General features: G+C 40.0%; 17 protein-coding genes and 1 other RNA gene. 8 read left to right on the top strand and 10 right to left on the bottom strand.

What is annotated here, in order from left to right; genetic code table 11:
* Positions 1–96: 96 nt before the first annotated feature.
* Positions 97–1176, top strand: a complete 1080-nt coding sequence (locus tag H5088_RS05775) for a mechanosensitive ion channel family protein (RefSeq protein WP_182694723.1) — start codon at positions 97–99, stop codon at positions 1174–1176.
* 76 nt (positions 1177–1252) lie between these two features.
* Here H5088_RS05775 and rnpB read toward each other — a convergent pair.
* An RNA gene (gene rnpB / locus H5088_RS05770) (RNase P RNA component class A) lies at positions 1253–1630 on the bottom strand.
* A gap of 41 nt (positions 1631–1671) precedes the next feature.
* The gene (gene rsmI / locus H5088_RS05765) at positions 1672–2529 is read right to left on the bottom strand and encodes a 16S rRNA (cytidine(1402)-2'-O)-methyltransferase (RefSeq protein WP_024595588.1); all 858 of its coding nucleotides are present in this window, start codon (positions 2527–2529) and stop codon (positions 1672–1674) included.
* 61 nt (positions 2530–2590) lie between these two features.
* On the opposite strand from rsmI, the gene H5088_RS05760 reads away from it, so the two are divergent.
* The 4 genes from H5088_RS05760 to dolP are packed head-to-tail and all read left to right on the top strand — an operon-like array spanning position 2591 to position 6049.
* Positions 2591–4468, top strand: coding sequence for a penicillin-binding protein activator (locus H5088_RS05760; protein WP_182752418.1), 1878 nt, complete (start codon positions 2591–2593; stop codon positions 4466–4468).
* A gap of 24 nt (positions 4469–4492) precedes the next feature.
* The gene (locus H5088_RS05755; protein ID WP_182694726.1) at positions 4493–4864 is read left to right on the top strand and encodes a YraN family protein; all 372 of its coding nucleotides are present in this window, start codon (positions 4493–4495) and stop codon (positions 4862–4864) included.
* Positions 4865–4896: 32 nt separating this feature from the next.
* Positions 4897–5490 (top strand): SIS domain-containing protein, encoded by a 594-nt coding sequence (locus H5088_RS05750; protein WP_002957968.1) that lies wholly within the window; start codon positions 4897–4899, stop codon positions 5488–5490.
* A complete protein-coding gene (gene dolP, locus H5088_RS05745; protein WP_039485369.1) occupies positions 5483–6049 on the top strand; it encodes a division/outer membrane stress-associated lipid-binding lipoprotein in 567 nt (188 codons plus the stop codon). The genes H5088_RS05750 and dolP overlap by 8 nt, the downstream gene beginning before the upstream one ends.
* Positions 6050–6106: 57 nt before the next feature.
* On the opposite strand, the gene H5088_RS05740 is transcribed toward dolP, so the two are convergent.
* The 8 genes from H5088_RS05740 to zapE form a co-directional block, all read right to left on the bottom strand.
* A complete protein-coding gene (locus H5088_RS05740; RefSeq protein WP_002957966.1) occupies positions 6107–6544 on the bottom strand; it encodes a ClpXP protease specificity-enhancing factor in 438 nt (145 codons plus the stop codon).
* The gene (sspA, locus tag H5088_RS05735; RefSeq protein WP_002957965.1) at positions 6544–7170 is read right to left on the bottom strand and encodes a stringent starvation protein SspA; all 627 of its coding nucleotides are present in this window, start codon (positions 7168–7170) and stop codon (positions 6544–6546) included. Before sspA ends, H5088_RS05740 begins: the two co-directional genes overlap by 1 nt.
* An 80-nt stretch (positions 7171–7250) precedes the next feature.
* Entirely contained in the window at positions 7251–8000 is a 750-nt protein-coding gene (locus tag H5088_RS05730) for a cytochrome c1 (protein ID WP_002957964.1), read from the bottom strand.
* Entirely contained in the window at positions 7997–9262 is a 1266-nt protein-coding gene (locus tag H5088_RS05725; RefSeq protein WP_002957963.1) for a cytochrome b N-terminal domain-containing protein, read from the bottom strand. Before H5088_RS05725 ends, H5088_RS05730 begins: the two co-directional genes overlap by 4 nt.
* The gene (gene petA / locus H5088_RS05720) at positions 9262–9852 is read right to left on the bottom strand and encodes a ubiquinol-cytochrome c reductase iron-sulfur subunit (RefSeq protein WP_002957962.1); all 591 of its coding nucleotides are present in this window, start codon (positions 9850–9852) and stop codon (positions 9262–9264) included. The genes H5088_RS05725 and petA overlap by 1 nt, the downstream gene beginning before the upstream one ends.
* Before the next feature lie 581 nt (positions 9853–10433).
* Positions 10434–10826, bottom strand: a complete 393-nt coding sequence (gene rpsI, locus H5088_RS05715; protein ID WP_024595789.1) for a 30S ribosomal protein S9 — start codon at positions 10824–10826, stop codon at positions 10434–10436.
* A gap of 8 nt (positions 10827–10834) precedes the next feature.
* Entirely contained in the window at positions 10835–11263 is a 429-nt protein-coding gene (gene rplM, locus H5088_RS05710; RefSeq protein ID WP_002957960.1) for a 50S ribosomal protein L13, read from the bottom strand.
* Positions 11264–11546: 283 nt separating this feature from the next.
* On the bottom strand, positions 11547–12635 hold the full coding sequence (gene zapE / locus H5088_RS05705) for a cell division protein ZapE (protein ID WP_182752417.1): 1089 nt from the start codon (positions 12633–12635) through the stop codon (positions 11547–11549).
* A gap of 134 nt (positions 12636–12769) precedes the next feature.
* Between zapE and H5088_RS05700 the strand changes: the two genes are divergently transcribed.
* From H5088_RS05700 to H5088_RS05690, 3 genes are all read left to right on the top strand, one after another.
* Positions 12770–13213 carry a YhcB family protein gene (locus tag H5088_RS05700; RefSeq protein WP_002957957.1) on the top strand — a complete coding sequence of 148 codons (444 nt, stop codon included), beginning with the start codon at positions 12770–12772 and terminating at the stop codon, positions 13211–13213.
* A gap of 129 nt (positions 13214–13342) precedes the next feature.
* Entirely contained in the window at positions 13343–14695 is a 1353-nt protein-coding gene (locus H5088_RS05695; protein ID WP_024606350.1) for a Do family serine endopeptidase, read from the top strand.
* A 102-nt stretch (positions 14696–14797) separates the two neighbouring features.
* Positions 14798–15880, top strand: a complete 1083-nt coding sequence (locus H5088_RS05690) for a trypsin-like peptidase domain-containing protein (protein ID WP_024595792.1) — start codon at positions 14798–14800, stop codon at positions 15878–15880.
* Positions 15881–15915: the final 35 nt, after the last annotated feature.

The raw sequence follows: 15915 nt of genomic DNA, 5'->3' as shown, positions 1-15915 counted from the left end.
CAGCAAAATGTTTGCCAAGTTAAATAAAGTATTTGGTACTAAACTTGCTGTTACCTAATATTAGCGATTATAAAAACCAAACACGGACGATAAGCCATGCCTAGTAGCCAATCAAACATTATAGCTTTAAACAATACGCCTCCCAGCACGCAAAGTTTTCAAGGCGATGTGTTTACGTGGCAGTTTTTTCATGAACAAGCTGTGCAATTACTTCATGCAACAGCGCAAATATTACCCACACTATTACTCGGTATAATACTTTTAGCATTAAGCTATTTAATTGCAGGGCCACTTTCTCGATTGCTTATAAAGCCTGTTGACTACATGACTGACAGTAAACTAGTTCATCTAGTTGTAAGGCGCAGTATAAGCACTTTAATTATTTTATTTGGCGTGTACTTATTCCTGCGTTTAGCAGGGCTTACCGAGTTTGCTGTCGCCATTATGAGTGGAACGGGACTAATAGGACTTATATTAGGTTTTGCCTTTAGAGACATAGCTGAGAACTTTATCGCTAGTTTATTACTGAGCATACAGAGGCCTTTCAAAATCGACGATGTAATTGAAGTAGACAATCGTTTAGGCGTTGTTAAAAAAGTAACCGCAAGAGCAACCACACTTGTTGATTACGATGGCAATCATATTCAAATACCCAATGCGACGGTATATAAAAATACTATTAAAAACCTGACTGCCAATCCAAAAATGCGCGGAAAAGTAGAAATTGGTATTGGCTATGATAATGATATACGCAGCGCACAAACTCTTGCCCTAGCTATTGCCAATCAACAAAATGCGGTGCTTAGCGATCCACCTGCGCAGGTTTTAATAAAAAACTTAGGCTCATCTACTATTAACTTCGTTTTGTATTTTTGGGTTAATAGCGAGCAACACAGTCCATTAAAAGTAGCTTCCCAGCTTATGCGCGAATTAGTCAATGAGTTCACAAAACAAAACATCAGCATGCCTGATGACGCACGAGAAAGAATTATACTCACCGACCCTAGTGAAAATGTTTCTAATTTAGAGGAAAAACAACCATCGCAAGTGCAAAGCGAAAAAAGTGAAACAGTTGATCAAACTAAAACACTTGATGATGTGAGCAGTGATACCGACGAAATACGTGAACAAGCAGAGCAATCTCGCGATCCAGAACAAGGTAAAAATATTATTTAAAGATGCTGAAGTTGTATTAACTAAAATTTACAAGCACAAAAAAGCCCGCAGCGTTAACTGCGGGCTTTCTATTTAATGAGTGAGTCAGCCGGTAAGCCGGGTTTTGTCCTTTCCGAAGAAAGTGATAATCATTCGTCTAGGCCATAAATCGCTCTATGGCTCAAGCAACCTACCCGGTTCTCACGTGGGCCACGCGTTCATTATTTAAAATGATAGAACCCTATTTGGTCTTGCTCCGAGTGGAGTTTACCTTGCAACCGACTATTACTAGCGGCCCGGTGCGCTCTTACCGCACCCTTTCACCCTTACCAATCGAGATTGGCGGTCTCCTCTCTGCTGCACTTGTCGTGGGCTCACGCCCCCCAGCCGTTAGCTGGCACTCTGCCCTATGGAGCCCGGACTTTCCTCCCCCTGATCATTTTCGTCACAGGCAGCGATCATCTTGGCTGACTCGGCGCGCAGTATACATGAGGCTAATAACAAGCGCAGTAAAATTTACTCTTTTTCTTCAATAATTGTTTTATATAAAGCGTTTTTCTTCATACCAAAGTATTCGGCTACAACGCCACAGGCTTTTTTCATTGGCATTTCACTCTCAAGAAGTGCCAGCATTTTGCGCGCTTCAGGCGGAACATCGTCTATTTGCTTTGGTTTGCCCGCAAGCATAAGCACTATTTCGCCGCGCTGCTTGGTAGGATCATCAGTTAAAAACTGTTTAAGCTCACTTACACTACCATTAAAAAATGTTTCAAAGGTTTTGGTTAGCTCTTTAGCAAACACGACTTGTTGCTCATCACCTAGGGCTAGTGCTAAATCATCAAGGCTTGCCATAATACGGTGCGTACTTTCGTACATTATGCTGGTGATACCTGAGTTAACAGCTTCGGTAAAAAAGTCTTGGCGAGCTTTGCTTTTAGCTGGCGTAAAACCAATAAACTGAAAACGGTCGGTTGGTAAGCCTGAACAACATACGGCTGTAATTGCAGCACATGCACCTGGAACAGGTGTAACATGAGCGCCTTGTTCGCGACATAGATTTACCACAGCGTAGCCTGGATCACTAATTAGCGGTGTACCAGCGTCAGATACTAAAGCAATATTTAAACCTTGATTAAGTTGATCAATAATTTGCTGTGCTTTTTGCTTTTCGTTGTGGTCGTGTAATGCAAACGTTTTTGCCTTAATTCCAAAGTGGCTAAGTAGCTTGCCGGTATGGCGAGTGTCTTCAGCAGCTATTAAGTCAACTTGCGATAATGTCGCAATGGCACGGTGACTTAAGTCGTCATAATTGCCAATTGGGGTGGCAACAATGTAAAGAGTGCCAATTTTCTGTGAATTCTCCTCATTTAACATTGAGGTCTCCTGCGTCAGTCAGTAATATAAGCAAATCGCGTTAACGTATTGGGAAATCATTGTGCGACTTAAACTAGTTAGTCTATTAATTATATTGTCAGGGTTATCGGCGTGTAGCACAACCGAAAAACCAACTAAAAACAGCGATAACGTAAGTAACCGCACTAATGCACTGCAAAATCAGGCAACCAGCGCGCAATCTATCTACCAATTGGCGCAAAACCGCCAAGGTGCCGATAAAATACAGTTATTGTATAGCGCCCGTGATGCCGCAATTAGTGAGCAAAACTGGCCTTTGTTAGAGAAAATTGGTAATGAGCTTGAATTAACCGCAAGTGTTGATCAAATCCAAAACCGTCTTTATATTGCATTTGCACAAAAACAACAGAATAAGAATGATCAAGCTTTGGTGATTTTACAATCGCTAGACGGACAACTTACTCAACCTGAGCATTTTGCTTGGCATCAGTTTTTAACAGCCAGTATTTATGCATCGCAAAATTTTCCAAAAAAAGCTGCCCCCTATTTCTTTAGAGCTTCTGAAACAGCTACAAAAAACAATATAGAAATCCCTCAGCTCAATCAAAATTTGTGGGATAACTTAAAACAGCTCTCTTCATATGCGCTTGAACGTTTTAACCGTGGTTCGGTTATCCAGCAAGGCTGGGTAAACCTTGGTCTATACTATCAAGTATATGCAAGTAGTGGCGTGGAGCTAGACCAAGCAATTAATAATTGGCGCAGGCGCTATATTGGGCATCCGGCTTTTTCTGTATTACCTGAACAAGACGAAATGCTTACTGAGCTCGCCCCTATTAATATAAAGCGTTTAGTTGTGTTGTTTCCACAATCAGGCCCTAACGAACGCTTAGGTGATGCGCTTAAAGCGGGTGTGTTAGCTGCACTTGATACGCAAACTATTAACGACACTATTTTTATTGATGAAAACCTAAGCACTGAGGAAATCGCAGCACAACTTGAAGAAATAAAGCCTGATTTTGTAATTGGTCCTCTACTTAAAGCAAATATTGATAAACTAGCCAATGCACAAACTCTTATTGATACCCCGGTACTGCATTTAAACACCTTTGATGGTGAGCGCATTTCGCTTCAGCATTATTACTTTGCATTAAACCCTGAGCACGAAGTACAACAAGCTCTGGAACACTTTTTAACTAAGGGCTATCAAAAGCCTATGCTGCTTGCGCCAAATAATGCAAATGGCCAACGTTTAGTTGATTATTTTAACCTACAGTGGCAACGCTACAGCGAAACCAAGCCACAAATCGGTTTTTATAACGATAAAAAAGATATGCCGAACACAATTACCAGCTTATTAGAAGTTGATAAGTCAAAAGATCGCATACAAACAGTTAAAGCATTATTTAAGCAAGAAGTAGAAAACGAAACGCGTTCACGCAGTGATATAGACGTTATTTATATTTTGGGTGATGCAATAGAAACTCGCTTAATTAAACCTTACCTTGATGTAAACGTCAGTACATTTGCTGATCGCATTCCACTTTATGCAAGCTCTAAAAGTCATAGTAAACAAATTGACAGTACAGACAAAGGCGACTTAGACGGCCTATACTTCACTGAATTACCGTGGATGCTTGATTCACAAATTAAACAACATAATTTACGCCAACAGTACAACTCTCTATGGCCAGAGCAAATTGATATTAGCCAACGCTTATTTGCAATGGCATACGATGCAGTATCAATATTACATGACATTAGACAGTTAAGCGTAATGCCAGGCAATCAATATAGTGGCTTAAGCGGTAAGTTATCTGTTAATACCAGCGGCCATATAGAACGTATGCTCGACTGGGCTCAATATACAAACCGTCGCATTAAGCCTGTGCAATTAGAAACACAACGCCCGGTACCATTGTTTATGCAATCAGCGGGTGATATACAAACTATAAATTAAACTTTATTAAGTTAAGGGGGCGGCATGTCGTGGTTTAAAGAGCTGTGGCAAAATAGTCGCGAAAAAGGCCAGTATTATGAGCTTGAAGCGCAAAAATACTTAGTTACTCAGGGCTTAACACCCATTGAACGTAATTATTACTGCCCCTTTGGCGAGCTTGATGTCATTATGAAAGAAGGCGACACCCTTGTATTCATTGAGGTCAAGTTTCGCAAAAATAATGCCCGTGGCGGTGCCAACTATGCACTTAGCCCACAAAAACAAGCTCGATTAAAACGTAGTATTTATCATTACTTAGCAGCTAAAAATTTAACTAACCAAGCACTAAGAATTGATTATGTAGCCATTACAGGAGAAGCATCTCCTAATATTAATTGGCTTAAAAATGTATTTTAAACGCAAATACAAAGATAAATTATTGGTAGGCTATGCAAGACACAATTAAAGAAATTTTTACAGAAAGCATTCAAGTTCAAATCGCTGCTGGTGAAGTGCTACCTAGTGCGCTTGAGTCAGCTGCATTTACTATTGCACAAAGTCTGATCAACGGAAATAAACTCATTTGCTGCGGTACTGCAAATTGCCACATGCTCGCCCAGCACATGGCGGGAGTATTGGTTAATCACTATGAAACCGAGCGTCCTTGTTTACCCGCAATTGCTCTATCGCAAGAAAACGTTAACCTTGGACAAAGTACTCAGGTAGACGATCACGATACATTTGCTCGCCAAGTCCGAGCTTTTGCTCAGCAAGGTGATTTATTGCTTGTACTGGCTATTAACGGTAACGAAAAACATGTTATTTCTGCCGTTGAAGCTGCACTAACTAAAGATATGAAGGTCATAGTTATGGTTGGTGATGATGGTGGCGAGTTGGTTGGCCTACTTGGCCCTAACGATGTTGAAATTAGATCCCCATCTAAACGCCCTAGCCGCATTATCGAATCCCATTTAGTTAACTTACATTGTTTAAGCGAACTTGTTGATTTAACGCTTTTCCCTCAGGATGAAAATTATGTTTAAACGCTCTCTTATTGTTTTAGGTACTGTTGTATTACTACAAGGCTGCGCAGCTGCTGTTGTTGCAGGTACAGCCAGTGCAGTAACTGCAGCGAACGATCGCCGTACCATTGGCTCTCAAATTGACGATAACAATATTGAAATAAAAGCCAGTATTGCACTTAGCGAAGTAGAACGCCTTGAAAAGTTTGCCAATATAAGCGCTGTAAGCGTTAACGGTATTGTTTTACTTGTAGGTCAAGTATCTAATGAAGAAATGAGAAACGAAGCACAGCGTACCATTGAGGGCGTTTCAGGTATTCGTAAGATACATAACCAAATTCGTATTGGCTCAAATATTGGTATTACTACACAAACGCATGACTCTTGGTTAACTTCTAAAGTAAAAGCTCAGCTACTAACAGCAAAAGACATTAGCAGTAATAACATTAAAGTAGTTACTGAAAACGCTGAAGTATTTTTAATGGGTTTAGTATCTGACTCTGAGTCTACTCAAGCTGTAAACATTGCCCGAAATGTATCTGGCGTAGAGCGTGTAATTAAAGTATTCGAATATATGTAAAGTAAAATACAGACATAAAAAAACCGCTTATTAAGCGGTTTTTTTTGCATTTACTTATTATTTAATAACGCGTAAATGAGAGCCTTTTTTCTTCTGTGGCTTTTCTGGTGGTGTTTCATCAATAAATTCAGCTGATGAATCAACACTTTCAAGCTCAGGCACAAAATCGTCTTCGTCCTCTAAAAACTCATCTGCAGTAAAGACTGTTCCTTCGCCATTTTCACGCGCGTATATTGCAAGCACAGCACCTAGAGGCACATACACTTGCATTGGCTGACCACCAAAGCGCGCATTGAAGCTAAGTTGGGTTAAGTCTAACGAAAACTGTGTGACCGCTGATGGACTTATGTTTAAAACAATTTGTCCGTCTTGAACAAACTGTGTTGGCACTTGTACATTTGCAAACCCAGCGTCTACCACTAAATGCGGTGTACACTCGTTATCGACTATCCAATCAAAAAAAGCACGTAATAAATAAGGACGATTAGGCGTCATTATAAACGGATCTCACGCTCAGCTTCAGTTAAAGAGGCTTGGAATGACTCACGTTCAAATAAACGGATCATGTACTCTTTAAGCTCTTTAGAACCTGCACCATTAAGCTCAATACCAAACTCTGGTAAACGCCATAATAGTGGAGCTAAATAACAATCTACTAAGCTAAACTCTTCACTCATAAAGTAAGGTGCTTCGCTAAAAATAGGTGCTACAGCAAGTAATGCTTCTGTTAGCTCTTTACGAGCTTGAGCAGCATCTGACGTGTTGTTACTGATTTTGTCAGCTAGGCTGTACCAGTCAGTATCAATACGATGCATCATTAAGCGGCTACGACCACGCATTACCGGGTAAACAGGCATTAGTGGAGGATGAGGAAAACGCTCATCAAGGTATTCCATGATGATGTTTGCCTGGTATAAACCAAGCTCACGGTCAATCAGTGTTGGCACTGTGCCGTAAGGGTTAATTTCGTGAAGTGCTTCTGGCAAGTTATCTTTTTCAGCCAAATGAATATCTACACTTACACCTTTTTCCGCAAGTACAATACGTACTTGGTGGCTATACATACAGTTAGCACCAGAAAAAAGGGTCATTACAGGGCGCTTATTGGCAGCTACGGCCATGCCTATACCTCCATTAAATAACTAAAACAGCAAAAGGGGCTTAAGCCCCTATTGCAAAATTACCTTTAAAAATGTTCAAGTTAATGAACATCTCTCCAGTATTCTTTCTTAAGCATAAATGCCAAGATAAATAGAATTATTAAGAATCCTATTACCTTAATACCTAGCGCTTCCGATTCAAGACGTGAAGGTTCACCCACGTACTCAAGGAAGTTTGTTAAATCACGAGCCGCTTGGTCGTATTCATCTACGCTTAATTCACCCGTACCATCAGTTTCAGTAGCAATAACTTTGGTCACAGTGTGGCCATGTTCTTCTACTTCTTTAGTGATAGGCGTTGGTAAACCTTGTAGTTCTTGAAGAACATGAGGCATACCTACCGATGGAAAAACAATATTGTTAACTCCAAACGGGCGAGATTCATCTTTATAAAACGATTTTAGGTACGTGTAAATATAATCTGGTGATTTTACACGTGCAATTAGAGTTAAATCCGGCGGAGCCGCACCAAACCATTTTGCTGCATCGTCTTTTGTAATTGCGTTGGTGATATGGCTACCTACTTTAGAGCCGTCAAAAATTAACTGCTCTAAACCAACTTCTGTTGGGATACCGATATCACGAAAAGTACGCTCATAACGTTGATACTGCATTTGGTGACAACCAAGACAGTAGTTCATGAACAACTTTGCACCGCGTTGTAAAGATGGTTGATCAGTAAGGTCGTTATTCGCTTCCATTAAAGGAACCGACGGACCTGCTGCCATAACCATGTTAGGCAACAAGTTTACTGATAAAGCAAATAAACCAATAATAAGCTTCTTCATCATTTCGTTAACCTCTCTGGCAATGGCTTAGTTTTTTCGTTCTTACTGTATACAAACAACAGTACGAAGAACATAAAGTAAGTCACAGTACAGATTTGAGAAATAATCGTTTTCATATCAGTTTGTGGAGTTGCACCCACCCAACCAAGAAGAACGAAAGTTACAACAAAGCCTGCAATGTTCCATTTATGGAAACCACAACGGTAACGAACCGATTTAACTCTACCACGGTCTATCCAAGGTAGTAATGCAAGTACTACAATCGATGCACCCATCGCCGCAACACCGATTAACTTATCAGGGATTGCACGTAAGATTGCATAGAATGGCGTAAAGTACCAAACCGGGAAAATATGCTCAGGTGTTTTAAGTGGGTTAGCTGCCTCGAAGTTTGGACCTTCTAAAAAGAAGCCATTCATCGCCGGCATAAAGAACACAACCCAACAAAACAGTATTAAGAAACCAACCACACCCACAATATCTTTAACTGTGTAGTAAGGGTGGAACGGTATCGCATCAACAATGTCTTTTTTGTTAGTGTAATACTCGTGGAATTTAAATTTAGGCTTATCTTCTTCAGCTACTGAGCCTTTCTTACGTTTAATCTCGATACCTTCAGGATTATTTGAACCCACTTCGTGTAGAGCAACAATGTGTAAGAAAACTAAGATTACAATAACCAGTGGTAGTGCAATTACATGTAATGCAAAGAAGCGATTAAGCGTTGCACCTGATATTACGTAGTCACCACGGATCCAAAGTGTTAAGTCATCACCAATAACCGGAATAGCACCGAATAATGAAATGATTACTTGTGCGCCCCAGAACGACATTTGGCCCCATGGTAATAAGTATCCCATGAATGCTTCAGCCATTAGCGCTAAGAAAATGAACATACCAAATAACCACAGTAATTCACGCGGCTTTTGGTAAGAACCGTAGATCATGCCACGGAACATATGCATATATACAACGATGAAAAACGCTGATGCACCTGTTGAGTGCAAGTAACGTAGTAACCAGCCATATTCTACATCACGCATGATGTACTCTACCGAGGCAAAAGCACCTTCAGCAGACGGAACAAAGTTCATCGTTAACCAAATACCTGTTAGGATTTGGTTTACTAGTACTAACATGGCTAGTGAGCCAAAAAAGTACCAGAAGTTAAAGTTTTTAGGTGCTGGATACTGTGCAATGTGCATGTTCCAAACACGTGTCATTGGGATTCGGTCGTCTATCCAACCAATAATCTTACCAAACATTAGGCTACCCCTCTTTCTTCGCCCACTAAAATAGTGGTGTCATCTAGAAAAGTATAAGGTGGTATTTCTAAGTTTAATGGTGCAGGTACCGATTGAAATACTCGACCAGCCATATCAAATTTAGAACCGTGGCACGGGCAGTAGAAACCGTCATCAGTCCCTTCTACTTTCTCACCAAAATTACCTTGTAAAAAGCCTGGTGAACATCCTAAATGTGTACAAATACCTACAGCCAAAAATATTTCTGGACGTAATGAACGGTAATCATTTGTTGATGATTCTAATTGTTGTGGCTCTTGCGATTGCGGATCACGAAGTTGACCTTCATGTTCTTTCATCTGCTCAAGCATTTTTGGGGTACGTGATACAACCCATACAGGTTTACCACGCCACTCGACACGTATTAATTGTCCAGGCTCAAGTTTGCTGATATCTACTTCTACAGGCGCACCCGCAGATTTAGCTCGCTCACTTGGATTCCAAGACGCAATAAAAGGAACAGCAGCCCCAGCCGCACCAACACCACCTACAACAGAGGTAGCTATGGTTAAAAAGCGACGTCGGCCATTGTCTACAGGCGCATTGCTCATCCACTTATCTCCACTATGATTCTCAACACTTGCTATATTGAGAACATCAGTTACAGCAGGTTAATTATTCGAAATTTTTAAAATAGAAGCGATCATAATTAAAACCCTTGATTAAAACAAGGTTATTCAAAGCCCCATGCTCGAATAAACCTGACTTGATCAAAAATTTGATTAAGCTAGCTCGAGAATAAAGCCGAACGACTATAATAACGCTTCTGTAAAAACAATATACTGACCGAGATCAACACCACTAAGAGGAAACAGTAAAAACTGTACATAGTGTCGTTAAACTCACTCATTTTACTTCCACGCCAATTGTAGCAAAAAATTCCACCAATTAACTGATGGATTTAAACTAATTACGATAATTATTTAACTTTTTTGCAGCTATCTGAGTGTTTTTTAACTTTCGTTCGATTAATACGCAGTTATTAATAAATTTGATCATCATTAATTACAGCAATACCAAGTATGGCGACCGCTATAAACAAATTTAAATTAAGTAGCAAATGTAAACTTTTTGATTTGAAAACAAAAAACCCAGCATAAGCTGGGTTTTTGAATTCTTGATAACGTATAGATTAACGTTTTGAGAACTGTGGACGCTTACGCGCTTTCTTAAGACCCACTTTCTTACGTTCAACTTTACGTGCATCACGTGTAACAAAACCTGCTTTACGAAGTTGTGGACGTAGTGACTCGTCAAACTCCATAAGTGCACGAGTGATACCGTGACGGATAGCACCAGCTTGACCAGTTGTACCACCACCAGAAACGGTGATGTAAAGGTCAAATTTTTCAGTCATATCAACTAGCTCAAGAGCTTGATGAACAACCATGCGTGCTGTTTCGCGACCAAAATACTCTTCTAGAGAGCGTTTGTTGATTACGATGTTACCAGTGCCTGGGCGTAAGAATACGCGAGCACTTGAACTTTTACGACGACCTGTACCGTAGTATTGATTTGCCATGATGGTGCTCCTTAAATGTCTAGAACCTGAGGCTGTTGTGCAGCATGGTTATGCTCAGTACCTGCGTAAACTTTAAGTTTACGGTACATAGCGCGGCCTAAAGGACCACGTGGCAACATGCCTTTTACAGCTTTCTCGATGATCATTTCAGGCTTTGCAGCTTGAAGTTTATCAAAAGTAGTAGACTTAAGGCCACCTGGAAAACCAGAGTGAGCGTAGTACACTTTATCTTTGAATTTGTTACCAGTTACAGTAACTTTTTCAGCGTTGATAACGATGATGTAATCACCAGTATCTACGTGAGGAGTGTATTCAGCTTTATGCTTACCGCGTAGGCGGTGAGCGATTTCAGTAGCGATGCGACCTAAAGTTTTACCTTCAGCGTCAACTACGTACCAGTCACGTTTTACTGTTTCTGGTTTAGCAACAAACGTTTTCATTTATAAAAATCCAATGTTTTTCAATTAAAACCACAAGTAGTTAATATTAACTACTGCTCTAAGTTTGCTATAACCCCTTCGAGTTTTAGACTTTTGCGCCGCTCACAAGTGGCTAGACTATATGAGGACATAGAACGCAACGTGGCAGACGCGGGAGTATACCAGCACTTAAAACACATTGCTACTCGCCGGTTGTTTTTTCCACAAGAAATTTCAGAAATAAGAAGTACTATATATGTACCTCTTTTTTTATAGTTGCCCTATTACACATTTACTTACTTATTTAAACTAAATGCTCTCTAGCTAAATATTCTAAGGATTGCATTTCTTGTAAACGACTAATACAACGCTTAAATTCAAAATTTAAATTACCTTGGGTATAAAGTTCGGTAATAGGTTTTTCAGCCGATATAATTAAAGTTACATGGCGCTCGTAAAATTCATCCACTAAAGCAATAAAACGTCTAGCAGCATCATCATTAGTTTGACCTAGCTGTTTTACGTTAGAAATAATCACCGTATTGTATAAGCGGCTAATCTCCATGTAATCGACCTGGCTACGTGCTGTTTCGCACAATTCACTAAACTCAAACATCACAACGCATTTAGCTACTTTACGCGTTTTGATTTTTCGCCCTTCTATCTCTATCGACTCATCTAATTGCCCTGGCTCTGGCGATAACTTATCGAAGTACTCAAATAGGTTTTTATCCGCATCTTCATCTAACGGACTATGAAAAATTTCAGCTTGCTCTAAAGTACGTAAGCGATAATCGATACCTGAATCTACATTAACTATCTCGGTATTTTTTTTAACAAGCTCAATAGCTGGCATAAAACGAGCTCGCTGTAAGCCATTTCTGTAAAGTTCATCTGGCACTATATTAGAGGTTGCTACAAGTACTATGCCCCGTGCAAATAGCGCTTCCATTAAGCCACCTAATAGCATGGCATCAGTAATGTCTTGTACAAAAAACTCATCAAAGCAAATAATGTCTGTTTCTGCTTTAAAAGTGTCAGCAATTTTTTCTAATGGATTAGCCGTATTATTTAGCTTTTTAAGCTCGTTATGCACTCGGTGCATAAATCGATGAAAGTGCACACGCATTTTACGTGTGCCCGGTAATGATTCGTAAAAAGTGTCAACTAAATAAGTTTTACCACGCCCTACTCCCCCCCAAAAGTACAAACCTTTTACAGGCGCAGGTTCTTCTTTACTAAATAGCTTAGCAAAAAAGCCTTTTTGTTTTGGCTTTGTCTGAGTTAGGTCATCGTATAGACGTTGTAAATGGCGCACAGCATTTTCTTGTGCTGCGTCGTGTACAAAGTCATCTCGCTTTAAGTCTTGTTGGTATGTTTGCCAAGGAGTCATATCTATTTACAGTTAAAACACAGTTTAATTTGCAAAGCATATTAACACGCATCATAACTCGGGGTATATTACACTTAGTATGATTTATAATTGAATCGGCATTCGTTAGTTATTTTCCCAAAGGGGTAGTTTTTATGGGCACAGTTATGTGGGTAGGTTTGATTGTTATTGTTGCTGTTGTAGCATTTTTTATTGGCGCATTTGTTACTAAAAAACAGTTCAAACAAGATGAATTAAAAGAGCAAGCAGAGCAAGCTGAAAATGCGTTAGAGCAGTATCGCCAAGATGTAGCTGATCATTTAGCGAATACTGGTAAGCTCGTAAATAAAATGAAAGAAAACTATGATCAACTGCTTAGTCACGTTGAAGAAACAAACCAGCTTCTTCTAGAAGATAGAAATAAAGCACCAGCTGAACCATTCTTTTCAAAAGAAACAACAGAACAACTGCAGGCTTCATTAAAAGAGCGTCAATGCGATCGTTCTACAGCCGCAGCACAACCAGCTGATTATGTATCAGGTGAATCAGGTTTATTTGCTGGTCAAAATAAAGTTTCAGAACATTCTAAAGCATCTTGATGAACTTTTTTTTGACCCCATAGTCTTTAGATATAACAGCTTTGTTGTTTTATCTTAATAAACCGAAAAGGGCTGCTGTAAAGTAGCCCTTTTTGTTTTGCTTTATCTTAAGTGGAGTTACCCCTGACTATGAAAATGAAATTATCACTTATCAGCGCAGCTATTTTATCTACAAGCTTGTTAATGAGCCCAGTAGCGTCTTATGCAAAAATGCCAATTGCAGTAAATGGTCAACAACTACCAACTCTTGCCCCCATGCTAGAGAAAATATCTCCAGGTGTTGTAAGTATCCAAGTTTCAGGCTCAAAAGAAGTACGCCGCCGTGCAGATCCGCTTGAATACTTTTTTGGACAGCAACAGCCTCGCAGTCAAAAGCGTCAATTTAGTGGATTAGGCTCTGGGGTGATTATTGATGCTGATGAGGGTTATGTAGTCACTAATAATCACGTAATCCAAGATGCCGAAAAAATGGTAGTAACCCTCGAAGATGGCCGTGAATTTGAAGCAACTAAAATTGGTACTGATACAGAATCAGACATCGCTCTTTTACAAATAGACGCTGATGACTTAACTGAAATAAAACTCGCAAATTCAGACAGTTTACGAGTGGGCGACTTTGCTGTCGCTATTGGTAACCCATTTGGACTTAGCCACACAGTTACATCTGGTATTGTTAGTGCTCTTGGTCGTAGTGGTTTAAATATTGAGGGCTACGAAGATTTCATTCAAACCGATGCTGCTATTAACCAAGGCAACTCTGGTGGTGCATTAGTTAACTTAAACGGTGAATTGATTGGTATTAACACTGCGATTTTAGGTGCTTCTGGCGGTAACGTGGGTATTGGTTTTGCCATTCCATCAAACATGATGAAAAACTTAGTTGATCAAATTGTTGAACACGGTGAAGTACGCCGAGGTTCGCTGGGTATCTCTGGCCGCCCACTTGATGCAGGCCTTGCTAAAGCGCAGCAACTTGACGTTAAACAAGGTGCTTATGTAATGCAAGTAATGGACGACACTGCTGCAAGTAAAGCAGGTATAAAAGCAGGTGACGTAATTGTTAGCATTAATGGCGGTGATATTAGTGGTTTCCATGAACTACGCAGCAAAATTGCTACGCTAGGTGAAGGCCGCGAAATAAAACTAGGTATTTACCGCGATGGTAAAATTAAAACGGTAAAAGTAACTCTTGATGGTGCATCAGGTGTTACAGCGACTGGCGAAGAGCTGCATCCTGCGTTCCAAGGCGCGACACTTGAAAACGTGCAAAAAAATAGTAATAAAGGTGTTGAGGTTACGTCTGTAGACCCTCGCTCACCTTCTGCCCGTGTTGGCCTTGAAGAAGGTGATATTATTATGCAAGTGAATCGCCAACGAGTAGAGACTATTCGTGATATGAATAAGATTATCGAAAACACCAAAGGTAATATCGTACTTGGCGTGCAACGTGGTCGTGAGTCTATATTTATTTTAATTCAGTAATAAATAGCACTATTAATGTAATAAAAATAACAGTGGCACTTGCCGCTGTTATTTTTTTTATGTCATCATAAAGAGATTGCTCACTTACATAATAAGAAAACTGTGCTGAAATTAATAAAATTTATTCTTCCCCCTTTATTTGCAGGTCTAAGTATTGCTTTTTTAGTGGTTTTTTTCAGCCCTAATATGCGAGCCGCCTTACTTCCTAATGTTCCCCTTCCAAGCGCGATGAGTGCGAGTCACCTGAGTTTTTCTGATGCAGTTAAACGAGCAGCTCCTTCTGTAGTTACTATTTTTTCAGAAAGCATTTCCAAAGAGCCTCGTTATAAAAGAAAAAACACGGTACAAGAGCTAGGCTCTGGCGTCATTATGTCGCAAGACGGTTATATTCTTACTAACTATCATGTTGTTAATAATGCAGACCAAATTATGGTTATCTTAACCGATGGCCGACGCTTTTTTGATGTGCAACTCATTGGTTTTGATACCATTACTGATTTAGCCTTACTTAAAATCAATGCAGATCACCTCCCGGTGATTCCCGTAAACGATAGCTATGTATCAAATGTAGGCGATGTTGTACTTGCTATAGGCAACCCGCTTAACTTAGGGCAAACAATCACTCAAGGCATTATTAGTGCAACGGGTAAGCAAAAAATTACAGATAGCCCTTACAATAACTTATTGCAAATGGATGCAGCTATTAACGTGGGCAACTCCGGCGGCGCATTAGTTAACTCCAATGGTGATTTAGTCGGCATTACTTCTGCACAATTTAAAACGCGTGAGAACTTGAATATTCAAGGAATATTTTTTGCGGTTCCTTACTCACTTGCTAAAAAAGTGATGGGTAAACTCATTCGTCACGGTCGGGTTGTGCGCGGCTATTTAGGCTTTGAAGGCACAGCAGTAGATAGTACGGGTAAAGAAGTAAACGACAGCCTAACGCCGGTTACCGGCATGCGCATTACTAATTTAGACCCTTTGGGGCCAGCATGGCAAGCGGGTATTGAAGAGCAAGATATCGTCATTAAAATTGCAGGGCTTTCGGTAGCAAACCCACAAAAAGTGCTTGAAAAAATAGGTAATACGGAGCCCGGTAAAGAAATAGAATTTGAGCTATACAGAGATGGCAAAATAGAAAAAATCATGGTGGTGGTAGCTGAGCTTGAAACAAAGCTCTAATAAAGAGTAATACCAATCGTCAATAAAAAGGTCGG

The organism is Pseudoalteromonas sp. SR43-3 (assembly GCF_014163875.1).
GTDB lineage: Bacteria > Pseudomonadota > Gammaproteobacteria > Enterobacterales > Alteromonadaceae > Pseudoalteromonas > Pseudoalteromonas distincta.
The sequence above is the reverse complement of the archived record's forward strand: the minus strand, read 5'-3'. Positions and strand labels throughout refer to the sequence as shown.